Annotated in this window: 22 protein-coding genes and 1 pseudogene; 2 read left to right on the plus strand and 21 right to left on the minus strand. The window is 61.0% G+C overall.

The features are described from left to right. Window positions 1-34: 34 nt before the first annotated feature. The 5 genes from IB243_RS17380 to IB243_RS17400 form a co-directional block, all read right to left on the minus strand. Window positions 35-790 carry an amino acid ABC transporter permease gene (locus IB243_RS17380; RefSeq protein WP_192428505.1) on the minus strand — a complete coding sequence of 252 codons (756 nt, stop codon included), beginning with the start codon at window positions 788-790 and terminating at the stop codon, window positions 35-37. A gap of 6 nt (window positions 791-796) precedes the next feature. Then, the gene (locus tag IB243_RS17385) at window positions 797-1,495 is read right to left on the minus strand and encodes an amino acid ABC transporter permease (RefSeq protein ID WP_192428506.1); all 699 of its coding nucleotides are present in this window, start codon (window positions 1,493-1,495) and stop codon (window positions 797-799) included. Between the two features lie 33 nt (window positions 1,496-1,528). Beyond that, window positions 1,529-2,347 carry an ABC transporter substrate-binding protein gene (locus tag IB243_RS17390; RefSeq protein WP_192428507.1) on the minus strand — a complete coding sequence of 273 codons (819 nt, stop codon included), beginning with the start codon at window positions 2,345-2,347 and terminating at the stop codon, window positions 1,529-1,531. Between the two features lie 48 nt (window positions 2,348-2,395). Next, on the minus strand, window positions 2,396-3,550 hold the full coding sequence (locus IB243_RS17395) for a pyridoxal phosphate-dependent aminotransferase (RefSeq protein WP_192428791.1): 1,155 nt from the start codon (window positions 3,548-3,550) through the stop codon (window positions 2,396-2,398). A gap of 98 nt (window positions 3,551-3,648) precedes the next feature. After that, on the minus strand, window positions 3,649-4,317 hold the full coding sequence (locus tag IB243_RS17400) for an RraA family protein (RefSeq protein ID WP_192428508.1): 669 nt from the start codon (window positions 4,315-4,317) through the stop codon (window positions 3,649-3,651). A gap of 138 nt (window positions 4,318-4,455) precedes the next feature. Between IB243_RS17400 and IB243_RS17405 the strand changes: the two genes are divergently transcribed. Beyond that, complete coding sequence (locus tag IB243_RS17405) at window positions 4,456-5,382, plus strand: LysR family transcriptional regulator (protein WP_192428792.1); 927 nt, start codon at window positions 4,456-4,458, stop codon at window positions 5,380-5,382. On the opposite strand, the gene IB243_RS27305 is transcribed toward IB243_RS17405, so the two are convergent. The 9 genes and pseudogenes from IB243_RS27305 to IB243_RS17450 all read right to left on the minus strand — a co-directional run bounded on the left by IB243_RS27305 (window position 5,330) and on the right by IB243_RS17450 (window position 14,523). Continuing rightward, window positions 5,330-5,746 (minus strand): tripartite tricarboxylate transporter substrate-binding protein, encoded by a 417-nt coding sequence (locus IB243_RS27305; RefSeq protein ID WP_192428509.1) that lies wholly within the window; start codon window positions 5,744-5,746, stop codon window positions 5,330-5,332. The two genes, IB243_RS17405 and IB243_RS27305, sit on opposite strands and share 53 nt — an antisense overlap. 44 nt (window positions 5,747-5,790) lie before the next feature. Beyond that, window positions 5,791-6,096 (minus strand): annotated as a pseudogene (locus IB243_RS27470) (hypothetical protein); the annotation flags it as partial. Window positions 6,097-6,653: 557 nt separating this feature from the next. Next, a complete protein-coding gene (locus IB243_RS17420) occupies window positions 6,654-8,411 on the minus strand; it encodes a right-handed parallel beta-helix repeat-containing protein (RefSeq protein WP_192428510.1) in 1,758 nt (585 codons plus the stop codon). A 584-nt stretch (window positions 8,412-8,995) separates the two neighbouring features. Beyond that, window positions 8,996-9,670 (minus strand): RraA family protein, encoded by a 675-nt coding sequence (locus IB243_RS17425; RefSeq protein ID WP_192428497.1) that lies wholly within the window; start codon window positions 9,668-9,670, stop codon window positions 8,996-8,998. A gap of 76 nt (window positions 9,671-9,746) precedes the next feature. Beyond that, window positions 9,747-10,583, minus strand: a complete 837-nt coding sequence (locus IB243_RS17430) for an alpha/beta fold hydrolase (RefSeq protein ID WP_192428511.1) — start codon at window positions 10,581-10,583, stop codon at window positions 9,747-9,749. A gap of 150 nt (window positions 10,584-10,733) precedes the next feature. Then, on the minus strand, window positions 10,734-11,900 hold the full coding sequence (locus tag IB243_RS17435; protein WP_192428512.1) for a branched-chain amino acid ABC transporter substrate-binding protein: 1,167 nt from the start codon (window positions 11,898-11,900) through the stop codon (window positions 10,734-10,736). 18 nt (window positions 11,901-11,918) lie between these two features. Then, the gene (locus IB243_RS17440; RefSeq protein ID WP_225585026.1) at window positions 11,919-13,196 is read right to left on the minus strand and encodes a pyridoxal phosphate-dependent aminotransferase; all 1,278 of its coding nucleotides are present in this window, start codon (window positions 13,194-13,196) and stop codon (window positions 11,919-11,921) included. Window positions 13,197-13,198: 2 nt separating this feature from the next. Continuing rightward, window positions 13,199-13,864, minus strand: coding sequence for an RraA family protein (locus tag IB243_RS17445; RefSeq protein WP_192428513.1), 666 nt, complete (start codon window positions 13,862-13,864; stop codon window positions 13,199-13,201). Continuing rightward, window positions 13,861-14,523 (minus strand): RraA family protein, encoded by a 663-nt coding sequence (locus IB243_RS17450; protein ID WP_192428514.1) that lies wholly within the window; start codon window positions 14,521-14,523, stop codon window positions 13,861-13,863. Before IB243_RS17450 ends, IB243_RS17445 begins: the two co-directional genes overlap by 4 nt. A 107-nt stretch (window positions 14,524-14,630) precedes the next feature. Here IB243_RS17450 and IB243_RS17455 point away from each other — a divergent pair, with 107 nt between their 5' ends. Next, on the plus strand, window positions 14,631-15,554 hold the full coding sequence (locus IB243_RS17455; RefSeq protein WP_192428515.1) for a LysR family transcriptional regulator: 924 nt from the start codon (window positions 14,631-14,633) through the stop codon (window positions 15,552-15,554). 67 nt (window positions 15,555-15,621) lie between these two features. Here the strand turns inward: IB243_RS17455 and IB243_RS17460 are convergent, their stop codons facing one another. From IB243_RS17460 to IB243_RS17490, 7 genes are read right to left on the minus strand one after another with little or no spacing between them, the layout of a single operon-like run. Beyond that, the gene (locus IB243_RS17460; RefSeq protein WP_192428516.1) at window positions 15,622-16,035 is read right to left on the minus strand and encodes a hypothetical protein; all 414 of its coding nucleotides are present in this window, start codon (window positions 16,033-16,035) and stop codon (window positions 15,622-15,624) included. A 2-nt stretch (window positions 16,036-16,037) separates the two neighbouring features. After that, the gene (gene accC, locus IB243_RS17465) at window positions 16,038-17,402 is read right to left on the minus strand and encodes an acetyl-CoA carboxylase biotin carboxylase subunit (protein WP_192428517.1); all 1,365 of its coding nucleotides are present in this window, start codon (window positions 17,400-17,402) and stop codon (window positions 16,038-16,040) included. Then, complete coding sequence (locus tag IB243_RS27475) at window positions 17,395-17,835, minus strand: biotin/lipoyl-containing protein (RefSeq protein ID WP_192428518.1); 441 nt, start codon at window positions 17,833-17,835, stop codon at window positions 17,395-17,397. The genes accC and IB243_RS27475 overlap by 8 nt, the downstream gene beginning before the upstream one ends. A gap of 9 nt (window positions 17,836-17,844) precedes the next feature. Then, the gene (locus tag IB243_RS17475; RefSeq protein ID WP_192428519.1) at window positions 17,845-18,621 is read right to left on the minus strand and encodes a LamB/YcsF family protein; all 777 of its coding nucleotides are present in this window, start codon (window positions 18,619-18,621) and stop codon (window positions 17,845-17,847) included. Next, complete coding sequence (locus IB243_RS17480; protein WP_370540354.1) at window positions 18,618-19,631, minus strand: biotin-dependent carboxyltransferase family protein; 1,014 nt, start codon at window positions 19,629-19,631, stop codon at window positions 18,618-18,620. Before IB243_RS17480 ends, IB243_RS17475 begins: the two co-directional genes overlap by 4 nt. Next, window positions 19,628-20,287 (minus strand): 5-oxoprolinase subunit PxpB, encoded by a 660-nt coding sequence (gene pxpB / locus IB243_RS17485; RefSeq protein ID WP_192428520.1) that lies wholly within the window; start codon window positions 20,285-20,287, stop codon window positions 19,628-19,630. The genes IB243_RS17480 and pxpB overlap by 4 nt, the downstream gene beginning before the upstream one ends. A 23-nt stretch (window positions 20,288-20,310) precedes the next feature. Then, complete coding sequence (locus tag IB243_RS17490; protein WP_225585027.1) at window positions 20,311-21,282, minus strand: tripartite tricarboxylate transporter substrate binding protein; 972 nt, start codon at window positions 21,280-21,282, stop codon at window positions 20,311-20,313. Window positions 21,283-21,368: the final 86 nt, after the last annotated feature.

The raw sequence follows: 21,368 nt of genomic DNA on the forward strand, positions 1-21,368 counted from the left end.
GGTGGATGTCATGGAAGATGGCTCGGGAGCAAGGTCAAGGGGAACCCACGGCCGCAGCGACGCGTGGCACGGCAGCGGCCTGTGGGACGCAGCGGTTGCCGGCCCGCTGCGCAGCGATGCGCCGCTCCAGGAACCGCGCCAGCTGCGTGAGCGAGAAGCACAGCACGAAGTAGATGGCCGCCAGGATGAAATACACTTGGAAGGGCTTGGTCAGCAGGCTGGCGTTGATCTGGTTGGCCGCGAAGGTCAGCTCGTTGACGCTGATGACGTAGCCCAGCGACGTCTCCTTTATGGACGACACGAACTGGCTCACCATGGACGGCACCATGTTGTACAGCGCCTGCGGCAGCACGATGCGCGCCATGGTCTGCCAGTAGCCCAGGCCCAATGCACGCGCAGCTTCTGTCTGCCCTCGGGGCAGCCCCTCGATGCCAGCGCGGACGATCTCCGCGAGGTAGGCGGCCTGGTACACCACCAGCGTGACCAGCATCGTCGAAAAGCCGCTCACCGTGCGCCCGATGAGCAGCGGCACAAAGAAGTAGACCCAGAAGATCAGCATGATCAGCGGCACGCCGCGCACCAACTGGATCAGCACCAGAGCAGGCCAGCGGATCCACGCGAAGGGGCTCAGCCGCGCCAGGGTTAGCGCAATCCCCAGCGGAAAGGCGAGCACCAGCCCCAGCAGCGACAGGAGGAAGGTGATGGCCAGCCCGCCGAGCGGACCGTTCGGGTACTGTCCGACCAGGAGCAATGCCCAGTTGTCACGCAGGATTGCGAAGATATCGTGCATGGCCGTTTACCTTGTCTTGATCCGGTAGCGCGCCTCCAGCGCGGTGCCGGCTGCCATCACGGCCAAGCAGACCAGAAGATAGAACATAGTGGAGAACAGATACACCTCGACGGTCCGGAAGGATTGACTTTCGATCTCGCGGGTGGCATAGGTCAGCTCGGCCACGCCGATGGTCATGGCCAGGCTTGAGTTCTTGAACAGCAGCACCGTATGGCTCACCAGCGTCGGCAGTGCAATGCGCACGGCCTGTGGCAGCACCACCTGCCGGCAGGCCTGCAGGTAGGTCAGCCCCAGCGCACGCGCCGCCTCCATCTGCGCGGAAGGAATGGCGCGTATACCGCCGCGCAGGTCTTCCGACACATAGGCCGCCATGCACAGCCCGATGGAGATGGTGGCAAAGACGAGCTCGCTGTTGTGGGCATTGACCCACTGCTGTGCACAGGCCGGCAGTAGCGCTGGAATGCCGAAGTACCACAGGAATATCTGCACCAGCATGGGAACGTTCTGGTGGTACTCCACATAGGCCGTGACGAATGCCCTGGCCACACGGTTGTGGCCCATGCGCATGACGGCCAGCACCGTCCCCACGGCTATTGCAAGCAACCAGGCCAACGCCGTGAGCTCGAACATGGTGATGACACCATGCAGGATCCACTGCGGATACTCGTCCCGCAGCAGTACCGAAAAGTCCAGCTTGACGCTCATGCCTGGATGTCCTTGCCTTTGAGGGGGACGGGTTCAACCCTTGATGGGCTCGATCTTGAAGCCGCGCTGCATCTTGTAGGGGGTGGATGCTCCCATCCACTTGTTGAAGAGCTGCAGCGCCTCGCCCGATTTCTCCATGGCGTCGAGGGTGGTGTTGACCTGCTTGATCAAGGCGGCTTCATCCTTGCGCATGCCCACGCCCCACGGCTCCAGGAACAGGGCAGGCTCCAGCGTAACCAGTGGAACGGTGGCCTCCGATTGCGCCTTGAACTTGATGAGGCTCAGCTCCGACAGAGCGAAGCCGTCCACCTTGCCCTGCTGCATGGCCAGGAAGGCGCTGGACGGGTCCTGGAAGGTCACCGTGGTCGCCGTAGGAATGGCCCTGCGCGTGCCCGCCTCCGACGAAGAGCCCTTCACGGCGCTCACGCGCTTGCCCGCAAGCTCCTTGACCTGGGTCATGCCGCTTTCCTTGCGCGCGGCCACCTTGGTCTCGCTGGCGAAGTACTGGTTGCTGAAAGCGATCTGCTCGGCACGCTCGGCCGTATAGCCCAGGTTGGCGATCACCACGTCCACTCGCCCCTGCTGCAGTTCGGGCACGCGGGCGGCCACGGCGATCAGCTTGAGCTCCATCTTCACGCCCATCGACTTGGCCAGCGCCTTGCAGAAGTCAACATCGTAGCCCTGAATTTCACGGGTCTGAGGCTCGGGGAAGCTGAACGGTTCGGCCGTGCCGAGAGTTCCGCACACGAGCGTGCCTCGGGACTTGATGTCAGCCAATTGGTCGGCCGATGCTGCCGTGGCGGAGAGAGCCAGGCTTGCGCCCAGCAGCAGGGAGATGGAGAGGGCTTTCATGGGTGCTTTCTGGTGAAGGGGATGAGATCAGAGGGAAGAGGCAGGCTCTCAGGACAGGGCGCTGACCGCGTCCCGGATAGCGGTGCAGCCCTGCTCGATGAGATCAATGGACGTTGCGAACGAAAGGCGCAAGTGCGGCGAAAGACCATACGATGTGCCGTCGATGGTGGCGACACTGGCCTGATCGAGCAGGTAGGCGGCCACATCCACATCGGTGCGCAGCACCTGGCCTGTGGCAGTGCTGCGTCCAATGAGCCCTTCCACGCCGGGGAAGACGTAGAAAGCTCCAGCGGGTGCCACGCATTCGATGCCATCGATGGCACGCAACAGCGCCGTCATGAGGGCGCCTCGTTCTTCGAACGCTGCCGTGGCCTGGCGCACGCAGTCCTGCGGTCCCTCCAGGGCGACGATGGCTGCAGCCTGGCCCACTGCGCTGGGGCAACTCGTGCTCTGTGAGATGAGCATGGAAATGGCCTTGACCAGGGGCAGAGGTCCTGCCCCGTAGCCGATGCGCCAACCCGTCATCGCGTATGACTTGGACATGCCGTTTACGATCAGGGTACGGCTCGAAAGGTCCGGAGCGACCTGCAGAGGCGAAACGTGGGCCGCGCCGCCAAACACGAAGTGCTCGTATATTTCATCGCTCATAACCCACACCTGCGGATGGCGCCGCAGCACCTCGCACAGCGCGAGCATCTCATCGGACGAGTAGACCGCACCCGTCGGGTTGTTGGGCGTGTTGAGCAGCAACCAGCGCGTGCGCGGGGTGATGGCGGTTTCCAGCACTGCGGGCGTGAGCTTGAAGCCCTGGGCGGCCTCGCCGCGCGCAATCACGGGCGTACCGCCATTGATGACCACCATGTCCGGGTAGGACACCCAATAGGGTGCGGCGACCACCACCTCGTCACCCGGATTGAGCGTGGCCGCAAGCGCCTCGAAGATGACCTGTTTGGCTCCTGAGCCGACGACGATGTGGTCCGGCGAAACGTCGAGTCCGTTCTCGCTTGCCAGCTTGGACGCGATGGCCTTGCGCAGAGCGGGCGTTCCGGCGGAGCCGGTGTAACGCGTCTGCCCTCCCAGCAGCGCATCTACCCCGCCCTGCACGATATGGGCCGGGGTGGGAAAGTCGGGCTCGCCGATGGTGAAGTCGATGATGGATCGGCCTGCGGCGCGCAGTCCGTCTACACGGGCCTTGGCCAGCATGCTGGGCGAAGGCTTGACGTCGGAAAGACGCCGGGCAAGAAGCGAGGTACTCACGAGGTCTCCAGGAGATACAGGTTGAAAGGAGGCGGGGACTCGACTCAAAGCAGGCCGTGCGACCCCAGGGTTTTGCTGAGCCAGGACTGCTCTACCCGGCCCGTGGCGATCTCGGCCTTGATGGCGTCCTCCATGCGCGCCGTCTGCGCAATGGCATCCAGCAGGCGCGGCGCATCGGCTACGGGGAAGGTCACCACACCATCCTCATCACCGACCACGATGTCCCCGGGGCAGACCACCTGCCCGGCAATGGACACCGGCACGTTGATGACACCCGGCCCCTGCTTGTACGGCCCGCGGTGGCTCACGCCGCGCGCATAGCAGGGAAAGTCCGCTCCATAGAAGGCTGCCGCATCGCGGATGGCACCGTCGATCACCACGCCCGCGCAGCCGCGCTGCTGCGCGTAGAGCATGATCAACTCACCGATCAGCGCGTTGGTCATGTCGCCTGCACCGTCCACCACCAGCACCTGCCCCGGCGACATGGTCATCAGAGCCTTGTAGATCACCAGGTTGTCGCCGGGCCGCGTCTTCACCGTGACGGCAGTCCCCAGGAGCTTGCGCCCACGGTGAAAGCGCTGCAGGGCCGTGATACCGGGCAAACGCTGCAGGTTATCGCTGATGTGCGGTGTGACGACGTCGCGAAAGGCTTCGACGGCAGCGCCACTGGTGGACGCGGCATATGGGTCGATGGCGAGACTGGTGGGAACCATGGCGTTTTCCTCAAGGGCTCTTTGCGAGAGCGATGCGCCATTGTCAAAGTCCCCTAGAATTAAAAAAGCGATATTTTTCCGCGCAAACATCGGAAAAAAAGTGTTTTATTTAGGGTTTAGCCTAGGGGCTGCACCATGATGACGTTCAAACAACTGGAGGCGCTCTACTGGGTTGCCCAGCTCGATGGCTTTGGACCTGCAGCACAGAAGCTGCACACATCCCAGTCCGCCGTGTCGAAACGTGTCCAGGAATTGGAAGCGGCCTTTGACACGCAGCTCTTTGACCGCTCCCTTCGTTCAGCGCGCCTTACGGAAAAGGGAGAAGAGATGTTCGTGCTGGCCAAGCGCCTGCTGGAGCAACGCGACGCCGCCATCGAGCAGTTCAGCAAGCCTGAGGTGATCGAGCGGCGCGTGCGCATCGGCGTCACGGAGCTCACGGCCATGACCTGGCTGTACCGACTGGTCGAGTTGATTCAGGAGTACTACCCCAAAGTCACCATCGAGCCTGATGTGGACGCGAGCGTCAACCTGCGCGAGAAGTTACTGGGCGACGAGCTGGACCTGGTCATCGTGCCCGACGCATTTCCCGAAGACCGGTTGCAGAAGAAGACCGTGGGCGGCTTCGAAAGCGCCTGGATGTGCAAGCCCGGGCTGGTGGAGACCGGGCGGGTGTACCGGCTGCACGAGCTGGCGACCCACCGCCTGATCCTGCAGGGCAGCCGCTCCGGCGCGGGCGTGGCCTATGCCAACTGGATGAAGTCCCAGGGGGTGACCCCCGCCGATGCCATCGTGGTGAACAACATGATCGCCGTCATCGGGCTCACGGTATCGGGGCTAGGCATCAGCTACCTGCCCGTGCGCTGCCTGAGCCCAATGATCGCGGCAGGCTCGCTGGCCGTGGTGCCCTGCACGCCCAGCCCACCAGCGAACACCTACGCAGCCCTGTACAAAGGAGAGAACCGCAGCACCCTCATCTCTTCCATCGTGATGCTGGCCCAGAACTGCTGCGACTTCACGCGCGCTTTCCAGGCGTTTGGCAAAGGAACGCAACCAGCACACGATTGATGAGCGTCTTCCCAGCCCTGCGCATGAAAGATGCGTCCATGGATCTCTGCCCTTCGATTGTGCAATTCGCACGCTTGAGCGCGGCATCAATCCGCGTGTTGTCCTGCGTGCCGTCCGCGATCCCGGCCACCATCACTGCTTCGATCTTCTGTTGTTTGTGCGTGGCAGCCAGCAGTTGCTCGGCTTGATCGTAGGGCACGCACAGCAACCCATCATCGTCGCCGATGCCCGAGCCGACCACGCCCATCTGCTCCAGCCGGCGCTGCACCTCCGGCGTGCGGAGTATGGTTGCGATTTCCTTGCGCAGTCGCTGAAGCACGGGCTTGGGTGTTCCCGCCGGCGCAAAGACACCCTGCCAAGCCATGACCTCAAAACCAGGCCCCCCGCCTCGTCCATAGTGGGCACCTCATGCAACTGAGGCAGGCGCTTTTTCGAAGTGAGGACCAGCGCGCGCAACTTGCCAACCTGGATCTGCGAGAACACGGAAGGCCCCTCGAGCATCATGCTGATGTGCCCCGCCATGACGTCGGTGATGGCCGAGCCGCGCACATTGGGGATGTGGATCGATTTTGACGCGAGCAGCGCTCTCCAAGGTCTACCGCCTACACGAACTGGGCGCCCGCCGCTTTCAGTTGCGGTGAAGCCACTCCGGCGCGGGCTCGGCCTACGCAAGTTGGATGAAGTCACTGGCGTGCAGCCGACCAACACGATCATGCTCAACAACCCAATCGCCAATATCGGCCTCACGGTGTCCTGGCTGGGCACTAGTTGCCTTCCCCTTCAGTGCCTTGAGCCCATGGTGCACAACGGCTCTCTGACAGTTGTGCAGTGCACGCCCGAACCGCCTGAATCCACTTACATAGCTATGTACAAGGCGAGGATCGAAGCACGTTGATCTCCTCGATCGTGATGCTGGCGCAAGAGTACTGCGACTTCACCAATGTTCCGGTGGTACAGGAGTCGATAGTCGGGGGGCCACTACAACTTACCGCATCGCCCGAGGCTGAAGTCCAACGCCCGCGCCGTTTTCGAAGCAGGCGCTAAGCAATTTTCTGGATCGCCTGCCAGTCAGTCCTAGATATTGTGAAAGCGTCTGCTATGTTCTGGAACGAACGAAACCAGGGGACGATGAAACAGGGCTGTTAGGTGGTGGGCAAGCAGCCCACATGAAGGACTTTGCTCCGATGCAATGCGTAGGAGGCTGAGTACCCTTCGCCCAAGCAGCAAGGGCGGACGAAGGGACTAAGCGGGACAGCAACGTTGAGAGCGCGTCAGCGTGCGCAAAGCCCCGTGGTGGCTGCTGCACCTGTAACTTCGGTGTTGTTGGTCACGATTGCACCAGGCGAGTTGATGTTGGTCACTGCCCCCGAGGCGCTGGCGTGGGCCCTACACGCGGTGTTGTTGCGCACAACCGCATTGCTGTCGCCCGAATCGCCATCTTGGTATGGGCCAGGGCCGCTGCCGATGGCGAATGCAGTCTGGGTGGTCGCCTGTGTGTTGATGGCCACATTGCCCTCCACCACGATGCCGGGTGCTGACTGAACCGCCATCACCGTGTTACCACCGTTGATAAGCTTGTTGTTACGCACCACGGCGTTGCGGAACCACTCTGCCGTGCTGTAACCTTGGGTGATCGACATCAGCCAGCAACCAGCCGCAGCCGCGTCTTGTTCAATGCGATTGCCCTCGACCAGGAGGCCATCGATCTGACCGTGAAAAGTCATATTCCCGCCCTGGCACACACCATTGACTATCGAGTTACGGATGTACCTGTTGTCCCGGATGGTGATATTGCGCCCACCACCAATGTAGGTACCATGGTCGAAGCCGCTCCCGCTGAAATTGTTCGCCTCAATGAGGTTGCCCTCGATGAGCAGATCGTTATAGTGCCCTAGCAGGCCCATCGCTCGATTGTGGTGGATATTGTTGTTTCTAAGCGTGATGCCTGAGACGCCATGCGGAGCTCCATTGTTCGAGTTAATGGCAATCCGGAAACCTGTAATTTCGTTGTTCTCCAATGTCACGTCATGTACGTTCTGCACGAACCACACGCCCCACTCGGCGGTGCCCATGCCGTCGAGTTTCAGGTTACGGATCTGGTAGCCACCGTCGTTTGTCTGGTTGCCCCAACCGCCGCCGATATTGAACATGTTGCCTGAGCCTAGTTGCAGTAGCGGGGCTGCGCCATTGCCGTAAGCATCGAACGTCAGTGGTGTTGCAACCGTTGCATTGGAATTCTCCAGTCCAACGGCAAACCCCATCCATGCGCCTCCGCGGTTGAATAGCAGGTGCGACCCTGCTGGCAAAGTGTTGACGTTGATGCTCGCCAGATTTTGCTTGGGTGCCGCCTGGGTGCCGGGGTTGGAGTTGCTCCCTGGCACGCAACCGGTGGCAGCGCCTGCCTGGCAGTCGGAGAAGTAGTACGTCACGGAGGCACTTGGTGTCGACACCGGCGGTGTAGCGGGTGGTGCTGATGGAGTGGGCGTTGGGACAGGGTTGCCGGCGTAGCATGCCTTCTTCACCTGCCGCAGAGGATCACCAAAAGTGGCGTTGTCGCACATCACGTTGTTGGTGAATGCGCGTGCGGCAGTCCAGGTCGTGCCAGCCCCATACACTACATTGGCCGTGCCGCTGAAGTTGCATTGTTGCCCTTCTACTGCACACAAGGTGTAGCCCGGTGGAGGTGCGCTCAGCGCAGGGGCTGGCGGTGACGCTGGGGCACTGGCATAACAAGCCTTTTGCACGCCCCACAAGGGATCGCTAAATGTGGCGTTGCTGCAGTTTGCACCGTTGGTGAAGCTGCGGGGGCTGGTCCATGTGTTGCCCGCTCCATAGACCACATTGGCCGTGCCGCTAAAGCTGCATTTCTGCCCTTCGATGGCGCAGGGCTTGTAGCCCGCCGGTGGGGTATTGGCGCTTTGCGCCAGTGCATGGCCAGTGGCTCCGCCTAGGCAAAGCCCCAAGGCCATAGCCCAGAGCTTGGGGTGAAAAATCCCTGAAGAAGTTCGGTCAGGTGTCCGTGTCAGCATGAGTGTCCTCCAATGTGTTGGCCGTTGGTTTTCAAACCCGATTCACCGCAGTCAATGCGAAGTGGGCTGGGGTGCAAGCCTATCGCTGGGGCACGTGCGCGTGCACATCCAGAGGGTCGAAAAAGGACAGGCGGTAGACGCAACCCGATGGCCGTTGTGCCTGACAAAAGCCTGAATACCGCCTATCGGATAGTGCGGCCGTTCATCTTGGGCGGCTCACATCTTCAAAGGAATAGCCAAGCCAAACTATGCGTGGACATCGCCTATGCAGTTACGGACATAGGATGGACCTTAGTGAATTCCCTTGATTTCGCGGCCCTTCAATTGCGTCGTGAGAATCTCCAATTGCTGTCCTGAAATCACCCACACGATCATGCTGGGTCTGCCCAACAATCGTCCTACCGCACGTCATGTCCGCAGTGCGGTAGACCTCCTTGTTGGAGTTGTGAAGGAAAAAATCGAGGATGGAGCATGGCCGCAAGGACGTTGGCCACGAGGCCAAACCTGTTTGCGCGTGTGCGAATGCCTCGTCCGGCCTCCCAGTGCATGGCCGCCGACATGAAGGCTACTCCGCCAACTGATAGTCACGCTTCGATGGAACAGCTTACCCGTTTCAGAGCCACGTCAATCCAAGCGTTGTCCTGCGTGCCATCGCGGATCTCGGCCACCATCACGGCCTCAATGTCTTGCTTCTTGTGGGCGGCTGACAGCAGTTGTTCGGCCTGGTCATAGGGCACGCACAGCAAACCGTCGTCGTCACCAATGACCAGGTCGCCGGGTTCGATGACCATGCCGTCGATGGCGATGGGCACATTGATCTCGCCGGGGCCGTCCTTGTAAGGGCCGCGGTGGGTGACGCCGGCGGCGAACACCGGAAAGCTGTCCTTGCGGATCACGGCGCTGTCGCGGATGGCGCCATTGATGACGATGCCGCCAAAGCCCTTGAGCTTGGCTTCGCCCACCATGATCTCGCCAATGAGGGCGTTGGTGAGGTCGCCGCCCGCATCCACCACGATCACGTCGCCGGGCTGCGCGAGTTTCAGCGCCTTGTGGATCAGCAGGTTGTCACCCGGGCGGGTCTTGATGGTGAAGGCCGGCCCGGCCATGGCGGTGCCGTCGTGCATGGGCCGCAGGCGGGCACCGCCTGCGGTCATGCGCGACATGCAGTCGCTGACGTTGGCCACGGGCACATCGAGGAATTGCCGAGCCAGCGCGAGGCTGACGGCACGTTGTCGTTGGAGGATTTGGCAGCCGATCATGGTGCTCTCACTTCGAATGGTTGATGAATGCAAGGAAACTGGATACCCAAAAGAGGCCCTCAAAGGGGCATGAGACTCACAGGCCCAAGTGCTCATTGCGGACGCCGCGAGATCGGTGAAATGCTGCAATGGCGTCCCACATTGCAATCGGGTTGGAGTACATGGGGAAGTGGCCGCAGTGGGGAATGGGTGCGAGCCGGACACCTTTTTCCCGGATGTAGCTCAGGTAAGAAAGATGGGCGTTCTGTTCGCCGTACATGAACATGCGCGGACATGGGAGGCCAAGGAATTTGTCCATCAACATCCCATGGTCTGACAGGTTCACCATCGACTCGAATATTGGCCTCACGGCACCGGGCCTGACCTTGTGCTTCAAACTGGCGGCATACAGGGCGCTGGCATAGGCCGGAGCATGGCGCGCTCTCTCGATGAACTCATCGAAAAAGATCTGGGCATCGGCTTGCGGATAGCCAAATATCTGCCGGCTGAGGAAGCAGTCTTCCGGTGCAACATTCCCTTCGATGTTGACGAAGCTCAGGACCTTTTCAGGATGCCTGTGCGCGAGCATCAACGATGTGAGCCCACCCATTGAATGGCCGACCAGGTCGAAGCGTTCGATATCTAGGCGCCCAAGCACCTCGAGCGCGGTGGCCGCGAGAAAGTCGATGGAAATCCGGCCTAGGTCACCACATTGGCTTTCTCCACAGCCTGGCGCATCGTAGGCAACAAAGGGCCTGCCTGCGAAGTCCGCATGCCGTACCAGATCGGCATAGTCCTCCTTCGTGGAACCAAAGCCATGCAGGAACACGACCGGAGTGCCATCTCCTTCGCGGTGAATGGCGGCGATCTCCAATCCGACGCCATCGACAACGAGTGACCAGCGAGTCCTCTTGAATTCTGCTTTCTCAATCATGCAGTCGTTTCCTATGCCCCATGAGCTCAAGGCGTGCCATGCCCTCAGCATGGGCCACGGCATGCTCCGAGGCGTAAGTGAAATGAACAGGGTGCGCAATCGCACAATGGATTGCGCAACCCTCGGGTAGAGCCAACAGCAGCAGTGCGCCTAGCGAACCACCGTCAACTGCTTTCGCTCGCCTGCCCTGAAGGTATAGAGCGTCAAGGCGCCGTTGCGAATGTCGCCCTTTTCGTCGAAGGCAATAGCCCCGGTGACGCCATTGAAGCCGGTGATCTTGGACAGCACCGGAAGGTACTTGGAAGGCTCAGCCGATCCGGCTTGGACCATGGCGTGCGCCATGACCTGCACTGCGTCGTAGGCATAGGGAGCGTAGATCTGCACGTTGGCGCCGAACTTCTTCTTGAAGTCCGCTTTGAACTTTTCGAGTGCCCCGTTCTGAGAAGCCTCCACGCCACCGGCTTCCGCACAAACCACTTGATCGTCCGCAATCGTCCCATTGGCGAGTTTGGGCAGTTCACTGGAGCAAATGCCGTCACCCCCCATGAACTTCGCCGAGATCCCCAGTTGCTTCATCTGGCGGATCATCGGGCCGCCGACTGCGTCCATGCCACCGTAGAAGATGACGTCCGGCTTGACGGATTTGATGCTCGTGAGAATGGCGCTGAAATCGGCAGCCTTGTCGGTCGTGAACTCACGCACGGCGACTTTCACACCAGCCGCAGCGACCGCCTTGCTGAATTCGTCAGCGACCCCCTGCCCGTATGCGGTCCGGTCATCGACCACCGCAATGGATTTTGCATGGAGCTCCTTCACAGCATAGCGGCCCAGCGTGCCGCCAAGGTGAACGTCGTCAGCCACCATGCGGAACGTGGTCTTGAAACCCTGGCGCGTGTACTTTGGATTGGTGGACGAAGGGCTGATCTGCGCGATCCCCGCATCCGCATACACCTTCGAGGCCGGTATGGTGGTGCCTGAATTCAGGTGCCCAACGACGCCGTTGACCTTGGCGTCCACCAGCTTTTGCGCCACCGCGGTGCCTTGCTTGGGATCTCCTGCATCGTCTTCAGCCAAGAGCACGAACTTGGCCTTTCGTCCCCCGATCTGCACGCCCTTGGCGTTGAGTTCATCCACCGCCATGCGTGCGCCGTTTTCGTTGTCCTTGCCCAAATGGGCAATCGGTCCGCTCAAGGGGGCAACATGCCCGATCTTCACGACCAGGTCGTCCGCCATGGCGACGCTTGTCACCGTTCCCAGCACCGCAGCCGCACATACTTTTGCACTTATCTTCACAGATGTCTCCTTCTTGTTAAACATGTGTACTTGGCCAATCGATCAGGACGCACCCGTCGTCATGCCAGTTGACTCCCGCCAGTCATTCAGCGCCGGGAGGTGCTTCAAAGACCGGCAGAACCCCTGGATGGCTTCGCACGCCTGGAGCAACGAAGCATCGTCCAAGGCATAGGCAATCCGGATGTACGGCCCCAGGCCAAAGGCACTTCCATGGACCACAGCCACTCCGACCTCGTCCAGCAACGCCCCTGCGACGTCCTCGTCCGTATGCAAGGCTGTTCCCGCTGGCGTGGTGTGCCCAAGAAGGCCTTCGCACGATGCAAACGCATAGAACGCACCCTGGGGAACGTCGCATTGCAGGCCTGGCGTTTCGTTGAGCATGCGCACCATGAGGTCTCGCCGCTGTTGGAAGACCGCACGACTGCGGCCGATGAAGTCTTGCGGTCCCCGCAGGGCGGCAAGCGCTGCGTGCTGTGAGATCGTGCACGCACCCGAAGTCTGCTGACCCTGCAGCTTCTCCATGGCATCCAGAAGCCATCGAGGTCCTGTGCAATAGCCGATGCGCCAACCCGTCATCGCATAGGCCTTGGAGACCCCATTCATGGTCAAAATGCGCTCACGCAGTTCAGGAGCGACCTGGGCCATCGTATGGAACGCCGCGTCGTCAAAGATCAGGTGCTCGTAGATGTCGTCGGACAAAACCAGCACGCGGGGATGTGCGAGGAGCACTTCGGCAAGTGCACGCAACTCTTGCGCCGTGTACACCGCACCCGTCGGATTGGAAGGTGAATTGAGGATGATCCAACGGGTCTGCGGTGTGATGGCCCTGGCAAGCATCTGCGGTGTCAGCTTGAAGCCGCTGGCACTGCCGCAGGCAACAGTGACTGCCTTGGCCCCGCACAGTTGAACCATTTCGGGATAGCTCACCCAGTACGGTGCCGGCACGATCACTTCATCGCCTTCATTGAGGGTCGCCGCAAGCGCGTTGTAGATGACCTGCTTCCCACCGTTGCATACCAAGGTGTCCTGCCAATCGACATCCAACCCATTCTCCCGAGTGAACTTGGTGGCAATGGCCTCGCGGAGCTCTCTCATACCGCCCACCTGCGTGTAGCGCGTGTGGCCGGCTCGGATCGCGGCAATCCCCGCCTCACGCACGTGTTCAGGCGTGTCGAAGTCCGGCTCGCCCGCTGAAAGCGAAAGCACCCGCCCTCCCGCGGCTCGCCGTGCCGCGACACGGTCCATCATCTTGTATGTCGCAGATGGCTGCGCACTTGCAAGGTGGACATTCAGCCGTTCCAGATCTGCATTCAAGCCCATGGTCAGACTTTCCGCTGTAAGGTGTGATAGCCCAGCGCAGCGCGGGCCTCACCCAGCGTTTTCCCTTGGGCGATTTGGATCCGGATATCAGATTCAGTGGATTCGATCTTGTGCGCCACTTCCGCCACTTCGCGCGCCCGATTGCGAGGAACAACCACCACGCCATTGGCATCCGCAACGATGATGTCTCGTGCTGCCACTCGGGCCGTACCGATGGACACGGGCACGTTAACGGCTTCAACCTGAACACGGTCCTTACCTGTACGCATGAATCGGCCTTTGGTGAACAGCGGATAGCCGTCTCCCAGCGCCTTGGAAACATCACGGCACACGCCGTCGATGACCGTCGCACCGATCTTTCGGATGCCGGCGTACTGGGTCATGATGTCGCCCCAAACAGTGCAGTCGGTCCGTCCATCGTTATCGATCACGACCACATCGCCTGGAGCGACATCGTCGATGAAGTCACCCACCGTTCCTGCTGGATGGGATGCAGCGACGTACTTCACAGTGAAGGCCGGGCCTACCACCACCTGCTTGTAGTTCTCCAAAGGTGCAACGCCCAGACACTGGCCATGAAGCCCCAACTTGTCCATCGCATCCGACACCCCTGGGGTGTCCAGTCCCTTGAACAGAGCGACCAATTCCTTGTCTTCGTGTGCAGTCATTTCTTTCCTCCATGAATAGCGTCAAATTCCTTGTCGTGCATGACATCAGCGACAGAGCGCCCCTGGCGGACTGCCAGCACCATCCCGTCCTGGCGGCGGGCAATGCGCTCGCCAAGGAGCAGCACCTCCTCTATGCGAGCTGCCGGCACGAAAACCGCCCCGCAGCGATCAGCAATCACGTAGTCGTCTTGGCACACAGTGACACCTGCCATCTGCACTGGCTTGCCGGAGTCAATCTGCACGACACGATTCCGCGCGCTGATCATGGTCACGCCGCGCCCATACACCGGATACCCCACCGACTCACTGCCTTCGATGTCGCGGCTCAAACCGTCAATCACAGATCCACGGACCCCGCGTGCAACCGCAGCATTGGCGAGGATGTCGCCCCAACATGAAATTCCCTCCAGGCCGCCGGCGATCACCAGGACGCGGTCATCGCTGTCGATCTCGGCAATCACGGGGGAAATGAGGTGCACTGTGGGCTGGGCATCGGTCTTGGCGCCCAACTGGATGGTGCTGGCACGGCCGACAATTTTTGGGCAGGCCCAGAGTGGCCGCAAACCGTAGGTAGCACCCGGCAGTTGCAGGAAGTCCAGCGCATCCGACACGGTGTTCGTGTCCAGCGCTGCCAAACGGTTCAGTAGAGAGGTCGGCATCGGCGAGGCCCATCGAAAGTTCTTGAGTCCGCACTTTCGTTGACGCCGGGTTATCTGTAAATTCCGATATTTGGAACTTATCCATATGCCCAACCTATAGAACTGCCATGATCAACTTCCGCCTTATCCGTCACCTTTGGCTTTTTCTCGCCGTTGCCGAGGCGCAGAGTTTTAGCGGCGCGGCCAAGCGGCTGGGGATGTCACAGCCACCACTGACCGAGCAGATACAAGTGCTGGAGCAGGCATTGAAGCTGCAACTTTTTGAGCGATCGCGCCGAGGCACGCGACTGACGCCAGCGGGGGCAGCGATCCTCCCTGCGGTGCGAAAGTTCGCAGATCAGCTGCAGCGCCTTGAATTAGCGGTGCAGGAGGCAGCCGCTGGCCATGCCAACCTGTTGACCATCGGGGCCATCAGCTCCACCATGCTGGATACCTTGCCCCTGCTTCTTGCTCGACTGAAGAGCGAACATCCCTCGTTGACCGTGTCCGTTCGGGAGATCGACAGTGCGGAGGCTGTGCCATTGCTGCGAAGCGGGGATATCGACCTGGCGTTCGCCAGGCTGGAGGGCGAGCTGGGCCCGGACATCGCGTCCACCCCACTTGCAGAGGATCGCCTGGCTGTGGCACTCCCCAAGACGCACCCCCTGGCCGGGCTACCCAGGGTGCGGCTCGCCTCGCTGGCGCACGAAGAGTTCGCCATGTTCTCCCGGCAGGTGAGTCCGGTGTACTTTGACAGCCTGGTCGCCGCCTGCCATGCCAGCGGGTTCTCTCCACGCGTGCTGCACGAGGTGCGCTCCGTCGCCTCTCAGGTAGCGTTTGTAGGCTGCGGGCAAGGAATTGCGTTGGTGCCTGCGTCGCTGAAGAAGCTGGCCCCTGAAAACGTAGTGGTGCGCCCCCTCAAGGAGAACCTGAAGGTGATCACGGCAGCAATTGCCTGGAACACGGCACGCAAACACCCCATGCTCGACGCGGTGCTGCATGCACCGGTGAACGCACCCCCGCCAGCACGGCGCAAACGCGCTGCACACTAGACCGGTGAACGGATCACCTAGCTTTCAGTGCAACCGGTCGGTACCAACACAATCGTGTGCAAGCCCCTTACCCAGGTCGCAATTCAAACAGCGCATCCCCGTATCCGATGATCGAGCCTTCGGTGCCTATGACCCGGTCGACCACGCCAGCATGCGCCGCAAATACCGGCGTCAGCAAATCGCCCACACACAGCAATGCCACCCACTGCTGGGGCTCCACGCGATCGCCTTCCTTCAGTGCCACCTGGGTACCTAGTGGATGGGCCAATCGCAAGACGCCCATGCCAGCCGACCTGACGACCATGGCGGCCGGAGTTGCCCCCACTGATGCCGGCGGCGACCCAGTCTCGGGACCAGCAGCCAAGGGGGCGCGGGAGAGGTGCACAGAAAGGAAGAAATCAGGGCCTTCACACTCGAAGTAGCTGACATCGCTTGCTCGCAAGCGCTTCACCACTTCGCCCAGTTGGTGCTCGACAGGCATGCTCATTCCTTGTGTTGCGCTTGCGCGCCCAGCCAGTGTTCCAAGTGGTGAATGTCCACGCCTCCACTTACAAAGCCTGGCTCATCCATCAACGTGCGTTGCAACGGAATGGTGGAGTCGATGCCTTGGATGTCCATCTCGTCGAGAGCCGTTCGCATACGAGCCAATGCCTGATCTCGGCTACGTCCGTGCACCACCAGTTTGGCGATCAGCGAATCGTAGTTGGGAGGGACTGTGTAACCAGCATACAGATGCGACTCAACACGCACCCCGGGGCCTCCAGGCGCAATCCACTGCACGACCTCTCCTGGTGAAGGGGTGAAACGCCACGGATGCTCGGCATTGATGCGGCATTCCACGGCATGCCCTTCGATGCGCACGTCCTCCTGCCGGATCGACAGTGGCTTCCCTTGCGCAATGCGAACTTGCTCTACCACGATGTCGACTCCCGTTACCCATTCCGTCACGGGATGTTCAACCTGCACGCGCGTGTTCATCTCGATGAAAAAGAACTCGCCCGCCTCGAACAGAAACTCGAACGTTCCCGCACCGACATAGCCAATTTCTCGGCAGGCCTGGACGCACTGCTCCCCTAGCTTCGCTATCAGGTCGCGCGGGACGCCAGGTGCGGGGGCCTCTTCGATGATCTTCTGATGGCGCCGTTGCATGGAGCAGTCGCGCTCGCCCAGCCAGATGGCATTGCCGAAAGAGTCGGCAAGCACCTGAATTTCTATATGGCGGGGCTTCTGAAGGAATTGCTCCATGTACACCACATCACTGCCAAATGCTCGGGCCGCTTCCTCGCGCGTCAACGCGATGGCTCCCAGCAATTCGCTCTCTTTGGCCACTACGCGCATCCCCCGGCCCCCTCCACCGGCCGCTGCCTTGATGATCAAAGGAAAGCCTGTTTCACGCGCGAGCTGCAATACTTGCGAAGCATCCTGCGGCAATGCCCCGTCGGAGCCCCGCACACATGGAACCCCTGCGGCCTTCATGGCTTGCTTTGCCACGATCTTGTCTCCCATGCGACGTATTGCGGCGCCCCCGGGCCCAATGAAGACCAGGCCAGCCTGAGCCACCGCTTCGGAGAAATGGGCGCTTTCCGAAAGAAAGCCATACCCTGGGTGGATCGCCTGAGCCCCCGTCAATTGGGCAGCTCGAAGAATCAAGTCGGGGTTCAGATAACTCTGTGCGGCTGGTGCCGGGCCAATGCAGATAGCTTGGTCGGCCAGCTCCACGTGTCGCAAGTTTCGATCCGCGTCGGAGTGCACCGCAACGGTCTTGAGACCGAGCGCCTTGCAAGCGCGGTGTACTCGCAAAGCAATTTCCCCGCGATTGGCGATCAACACCGTGTCAAAGTCAGCCATGCACCGCCTCCTTGATGCTCAGGAGCACAGTTCCAGCGTCAACGGCGGCGCCGTTCTCTACAAAGATCTCGTGGACGATACCCGCAGACTCTGCCTCGACTGCGTGCAAGGTCTTCATCGCCTCCAGGATGCCGACTTGCTGGCCGACCTCAACGGTTTGGCCCACCTCAACCAATGGCGCCTGATCAGGAGATGCTGCCCGGAAGAAAGTGCCGTACATCGCGGCACGTACCAGCGCTGGCTTGACCGTCGCTTGCAGCTCCGCAGATGGGACAGGCAGGGATACGGCCAGACCGTCAGACGCAGGGGCAAATTGCGCACCGCCTTGAGGGCGCTCAAGGCGGATGCGATGACCGCTGGCGCGATACTCCAGCGCCGTGATGTTGCTGCCCGCAACGCTCGCCAAGACTTCATCAACCAATTGATATAGCACGACCCCCCCTCAGGCAAATGGACGGATGGCAATACCCGCTTCGCCTAGTTTCCTGCGCACTGCGGCAGCCATCTCAATGGCACCGGGGCTGTCTCCGTGCACGCAGATGGACCCGATCTCCATTGGCAGCGAAGAGCCATCAATGGTTTCAACTGCTCCGGCCTGCACCATCCGCAGGGCACGTGCAGCTGCTTCTTCCACGTCGTGCAGAACAGCCCCTGGCAGCTTGCGCGAAACCAAGCGCCCGTCTGGTGTGTATGCCCTATCGGCAAATATCTCGGCACAGGTCCTGAGTCCCATTTCCTGCGCGATCCTGGTCGCATGGCCGTTCGGATACGTCAAAAGCACGAGCTTGGAATCGACCGCCGCGATGGCTCGAACAATGGCCCCGGCGACCACCTCGTCGACTTGCGACAGGTTGGCGATGGCGCCATGTGGTTTGACGTAGGTGATGGGATGCCCGACGTAGGTGGAGACCCCCAAGGCGGCCCCAATCTGGTAGGCCATGAACTGCTCAATCTCCGAGGGGGTGCAAGGCAATTCACGTCGGCCAAAGCCCCACAGGTCGGGATACCCGGGGTGCGCACCGACCGCCACGCCCAACTCCTTCGCGCGGGCAAAGGTGCGGGCCATGATGTGAGGATCGCCCGCATGCATACCGCAAGCGACGTTGGCAGAACTCACGACCTTAAGGATCGCATCGTCGTCGCCCATCCTCCAGGCACCAAAGCCTTCGCCCAGATCAGAGTTCAAATCGACGCTTCGCGCCAAGTTGCCGGTTGTCATGGAATCTCCTTGTGTTTTAAGAGCGCCGGCGCAGGAACACCTGCGACCGCCAGCGCATTTGCGAAGCGCGCAAGTTCTTCGTCCAAGGCACGCTTTGCGGCCAGCGCGGCTTGTTGATCGACCAATGTGAAGCGCACTCTCAGCCCTGGTCTGAGTTGTGCCAGCCTCCAGAGGTCTGCTTCGATGACGGTAGCGATCTTGGGATAACCACCACAGGTATTCGCCTCAGCCATCTGGATGATGGGCTGGCCGGACGGAGGCACCTGGATGGTGCCCGGTACGATGCCATGCGATAGCAGCTCCACCTTCGCATCCAGCGCAAGCACCTCACCTTCCAGGCGATAGCCCTGCCGGTTGCAGTCGGGTGTCAATCGAAAGTCCGACTCTGTGAATGCCGCGATGGCTTGCTTGTTGAAACGATGGAGCTCCGCACCTGCCATGGTGCGAATGGTCACGGTGCCTCGCTTCAGCTCATCGGAGAACGCAATGCGGGTTTGCGGAGCGATACCCCGGCTAGGCAGGCTGGCTGCTCCAACCAGGCCCCCGTGCAGTGAGGAAAGCCGATCACCTTTCAGCAAACCGCGCCCCTCAAAACCACCGAACCCGCTCTTGAGATCAGTCGAGCGAGAGCCCAACACACAAGGCACATCGATACCGCCAGACATCGCCAGGTACACACGCCCTCCATCAGGTGGCGGCTCGATGGTCAGGATATCGCCTGCATCCGCATGGGCCGTCCACCAGCTGGGCCAGCTGCGGCCTCGCACTGCGACTGTCGTCGAAGCGCCTGCCGAAGCGAAATTGGCAGCCTCCAGAAACCGTAGACGGAACGGAAAGATGCTGATCTCGATCCCGGCGGCGTCAGCGGGGTTGCCCAACATCGAGTTGGCAAGTATCAGTGCAGGGACATCCATCGCACCGCTGCTGCTCACGCCGATGCCCACATGGTCTGGCCGGCCCAGATCCTGTACGAGGTTCAGGGCTCCATTGCTCAGGATCTCAATCGTCACACTGCCTCCGCGTCAATGAAGCGAACACGGTCGCCAGGAGAGAGCAAGCAAGGCTTTGGCCGCAAGGGATCGAACAGCGCCAGGTCGGTACTGCCCAGCACATGCCAGCCTGAAGGCATGTCCATCGGAATGATGCCTGTCTGGGCACCGCCGATTGCAACCGCTCCCTTGGGGACTCGCGGGCGCGGCGTGGCATGCCTGGGCATGGCCAACGCATCCGGCAGGCCAACGAGGTATGGGAATCCAGGCACCGAGCCGATACAAGCGACACAGTAGTCCACGGAGGTGTGCAGCCGCACGACCTCCGCCACGCCCAGCCCCGCGTGCGCCGCCAGTCCTTCCAGTTCAGAGCCGCTCGTGCGGTCATACCGCACCGGCACCTCGACAAGCTGTCCTGCCATGCTTCGCGCATGCGAACTGGCCCAGGCAGCATCGAGAGCGTCGCCAAGCGCCTTCGTTGCGATCTGGTCTGAGTCGAACATCACCAGAAGGTTGTTAACGCCCAGCACCAGGCTGCGTACACCGTGCACTTGGACAAGGTCACCGCCGGGGGCGCTGAGTGCCCATAAACGCTCCTGCTTTGTCAGGTCGAACGGTCCATCGGACACGTCCATCATGAGCGCAGAGGCGCCGCACAAGTGATAGCGAGGTTGCATGGCATCCACTCGTGGCGTGGCACTCACTCGGCCTTGATCCCGGCATCCTGGATTACCTTTTTCCACTTCAGGCCCTCGGCATTGAAGATCGCTGGCACACGCGACGGCTGACCACCGGCTATTTCGATGTCGAGCTCGGCCAGTTTGTCCTTGATGGATTTATCCTCCAGCACGCTGTTGATGGACTGGTTCAACTTCTCCACGACATCACGCGGGGTTCCAGCGGGCGCCACAAGCGCGTACCACAGATAGATCTCGAAATCCTTCATGCCCGGGACGTCAGCGACAGGCGGTAACTCGGGGTATCGCGTTGACCGGGTCGGCGAGGTGATGGCCAGCGCCCGCAATTTTCCCGCCTTGACGAGCGGCATGGCCTCAGACACCAGTGCGATCATGACCTGGATATTGCCCGCCATCAGGTCCTGCAATGCCGGCGCACCACCCTTGTAGGCAATGTGTGCAGCATCAACGCCGGCAGCGCGTTTGTACAGCTCCATCGCCAGATGGCTGGGCGCCCCGCTTCCCGCAGATCCGTAGCTGATCTTCCCAGGATTGGCCTTCAGATAGACCGTCAGCTCTTCCAGGCTCTTGACCGGCAACTGGGGGTTCACAACCACCACGCTTGCGATCTTGGCAACCGGCAGCAAAGGGGTGAAGTCCTTTGCGGGATCGTACTGAAGCTTGGCGTACAGCGATGGGTTGATGGCCAGGCCGATGGTGGTGGCCAGCATCACGGTGTAGCCGTCTGCCGGCGATTTGGCGACTGCCGTGGCGCCGACCTGCTCACTGGCACCAGCCTTGTTCTCGACGATGACAGGTTGCTGGAGACGATGCGACAAGCGCTCTCCCACCAGACGGGCCATGACGTCGGTGGAACCGCCTGGCTGGTAGGGCACAACGATCCGAATGGGTTTGCTCGGAAATTCAGCTGCGAAGCCGAGAGAAGTGACAGCCATCAGTGCGATGGCCGACGCGCGACGAAGAGTCGAAATCATTGGGTCTCCTGTATTTTTGCATCACGCCAGGAATATCGCGGGCAGGCCGAGAGGCGTCCATTCCGAAGTGCGGATACCGCTGATAC

The sequence above is a fragment of the Acidovorax sp. ACV01 genome (assembly GCF_014851495.1).
Taxonomy (GTDB): Bacteria; Pseudomonadota; Gammaproteobacteria; order Burkholderiales; family Burkholderiaceae_C; genus Acidovorax; species Acidovorax radicis.

Excerpts from the sequence above, each read along its gene's own strand:
- IB243_RS17390 (WP_192428507.1), bottom strand. The coding sequence starts at position 2,347 with ATGAAAGCCCTCTCCATCTCCCTGCTGCTGGGCGCAAGCCTGGCTCTC.
- IB243_RS17490 (WP_225585027.1), bottom strand. The coding sequence starts at position 21,282 with ATGATTTCGACTCTTCGTCGCGCGTCGGCCATCGCACTGATGGCTGTC.
- IB243_RS17440 (WP_225585026.1), bottom strand. The coding sequence starts at position 13,196 with ATGGGCTTGAATGCAGATCTGGAACGGCTGAATGTCCACCTTGCAAGT.
- IB243_RS17460 (WP_192428516.1), bottom strand. The coding sequence starts at position 16,035 with ATGCCTGTCGAGCACCAACTGGGCGAAGTGGTGAAGCGCTTGCGAGCA.
- IB243_RS17425 (WP_192428497.1), bottom strand. The coding sequence starts at position 9,670 with ATGATCGGCTGCCAAATCCTCCAACGACAACGTGCCGTCAGCCTCGCG.
- pxpB (WP_192428520.1), bottom strand. The coding sequence starts at position 20,287 with ATGCAACCTCGCTATCACTTGTGCGGCGCCTCTGCGCTCATGATGGAC.
- IB243_RS17400 (WP_192428508.1), bottom strand. The coding sequence starts at position 4,317 with ATGGTTCCCACCAGTCTCGCCATCGACCCATATGCCGCGTCCACCAGT.
- IB243_RS17420 (WP_192428510.1), bottom strand. The coding sequence starts at position 8,411 with ATGCTGACACGGACACCTGACCGAACTTCTTCAGGGATTTTTCACCCC.
- IB243_RS17445 (WP_192428513.1), bottom strand. The coding sequence starts at position 13,864 with ATGACTGCACACGAAGACAAGGAATTGGTCGCTCTGTTCAAGGGACTG.
- IB243_RS17405 (WP_192428792.1), top strand. The coding sequence starts at position 4,456 with ATGACGTTCAAACAACTGGAGGCGCTCTACTGGGTTGCCCAGCTCGAT.
- IB243_RS17385 (WP_192428506.1), bottom strand. The coding sequence starts at position 1,495 with ATGAGCGTCAAGCTGGACTTTTCGGTACTGCTGCGGGACGAGTATCCG.
- IB243_RS17455 (WP_192428515.1), top strand. The coding sequence starts at position 14,631 with ATGATCAACTTCCGCCTTATCCGTCACCTTTGGCTTTTTCTCGCCGTT.
- accC (WP_192428517.1), bottom strand. The coding sequence starts at position 17,402 with ATGGCTGACTTTGACACGGTGTTGATCGCCAATCGCGGGGAAATTGCT.
- IB243_RS17395 (WP_192428791.1), bottom strand. The coding sequence starts at position 3,550 with ATGCTGGCCAAGGCCCGTGTAGACGGACTGCGCGCCGCAGGCCGATCC.
- IB243_RS27305 (WP_192428509.1), bottom strand. The coding sequence starts at position 5,746 with ATGGCTTGGCAGGGTGTCTTTGCGCCGGCGGGAACACCCAAGCCCGTG.
- IB243_RS17380 (WP_192428505.1), bottom strand. The coding sequence starts at position 790 with ATGCACGATATCTTCGCAATCCTGCGTGACAACTGGGCATTGCTCCTG.
- IB243_RS17475 (WP_192428519.1), bottom strand. The coding sequence starts at position 18,621 with ATGACAACCGGCAACTTGGCGCGAAGCGTCGATTTGAACTCTGATCTG.
- IB243_RS17430 (WP_192428511.1), bottom strand. The coding sequence starts at position 10,583 with ATGATTGAGAAAGCAGAATTCAAGAGGACTCGCTGGTCACTCGTTGTC.
- IB243_RS17435 (WP_192428512.1), bottom strand. The coding sequence starts at position 11,900 with ATGTTTAACAAGAAGGAGACATCTGTGAAGATAAGTGCAAAAGTATGT.
- IB243_RS17450 (WP_192428514.1), bottom strand. The coding sequence starts at position 14,523 with ATGCCGACCTCTCTACTGAACCGTTTGGCAGCGCTGGACACGAACACC.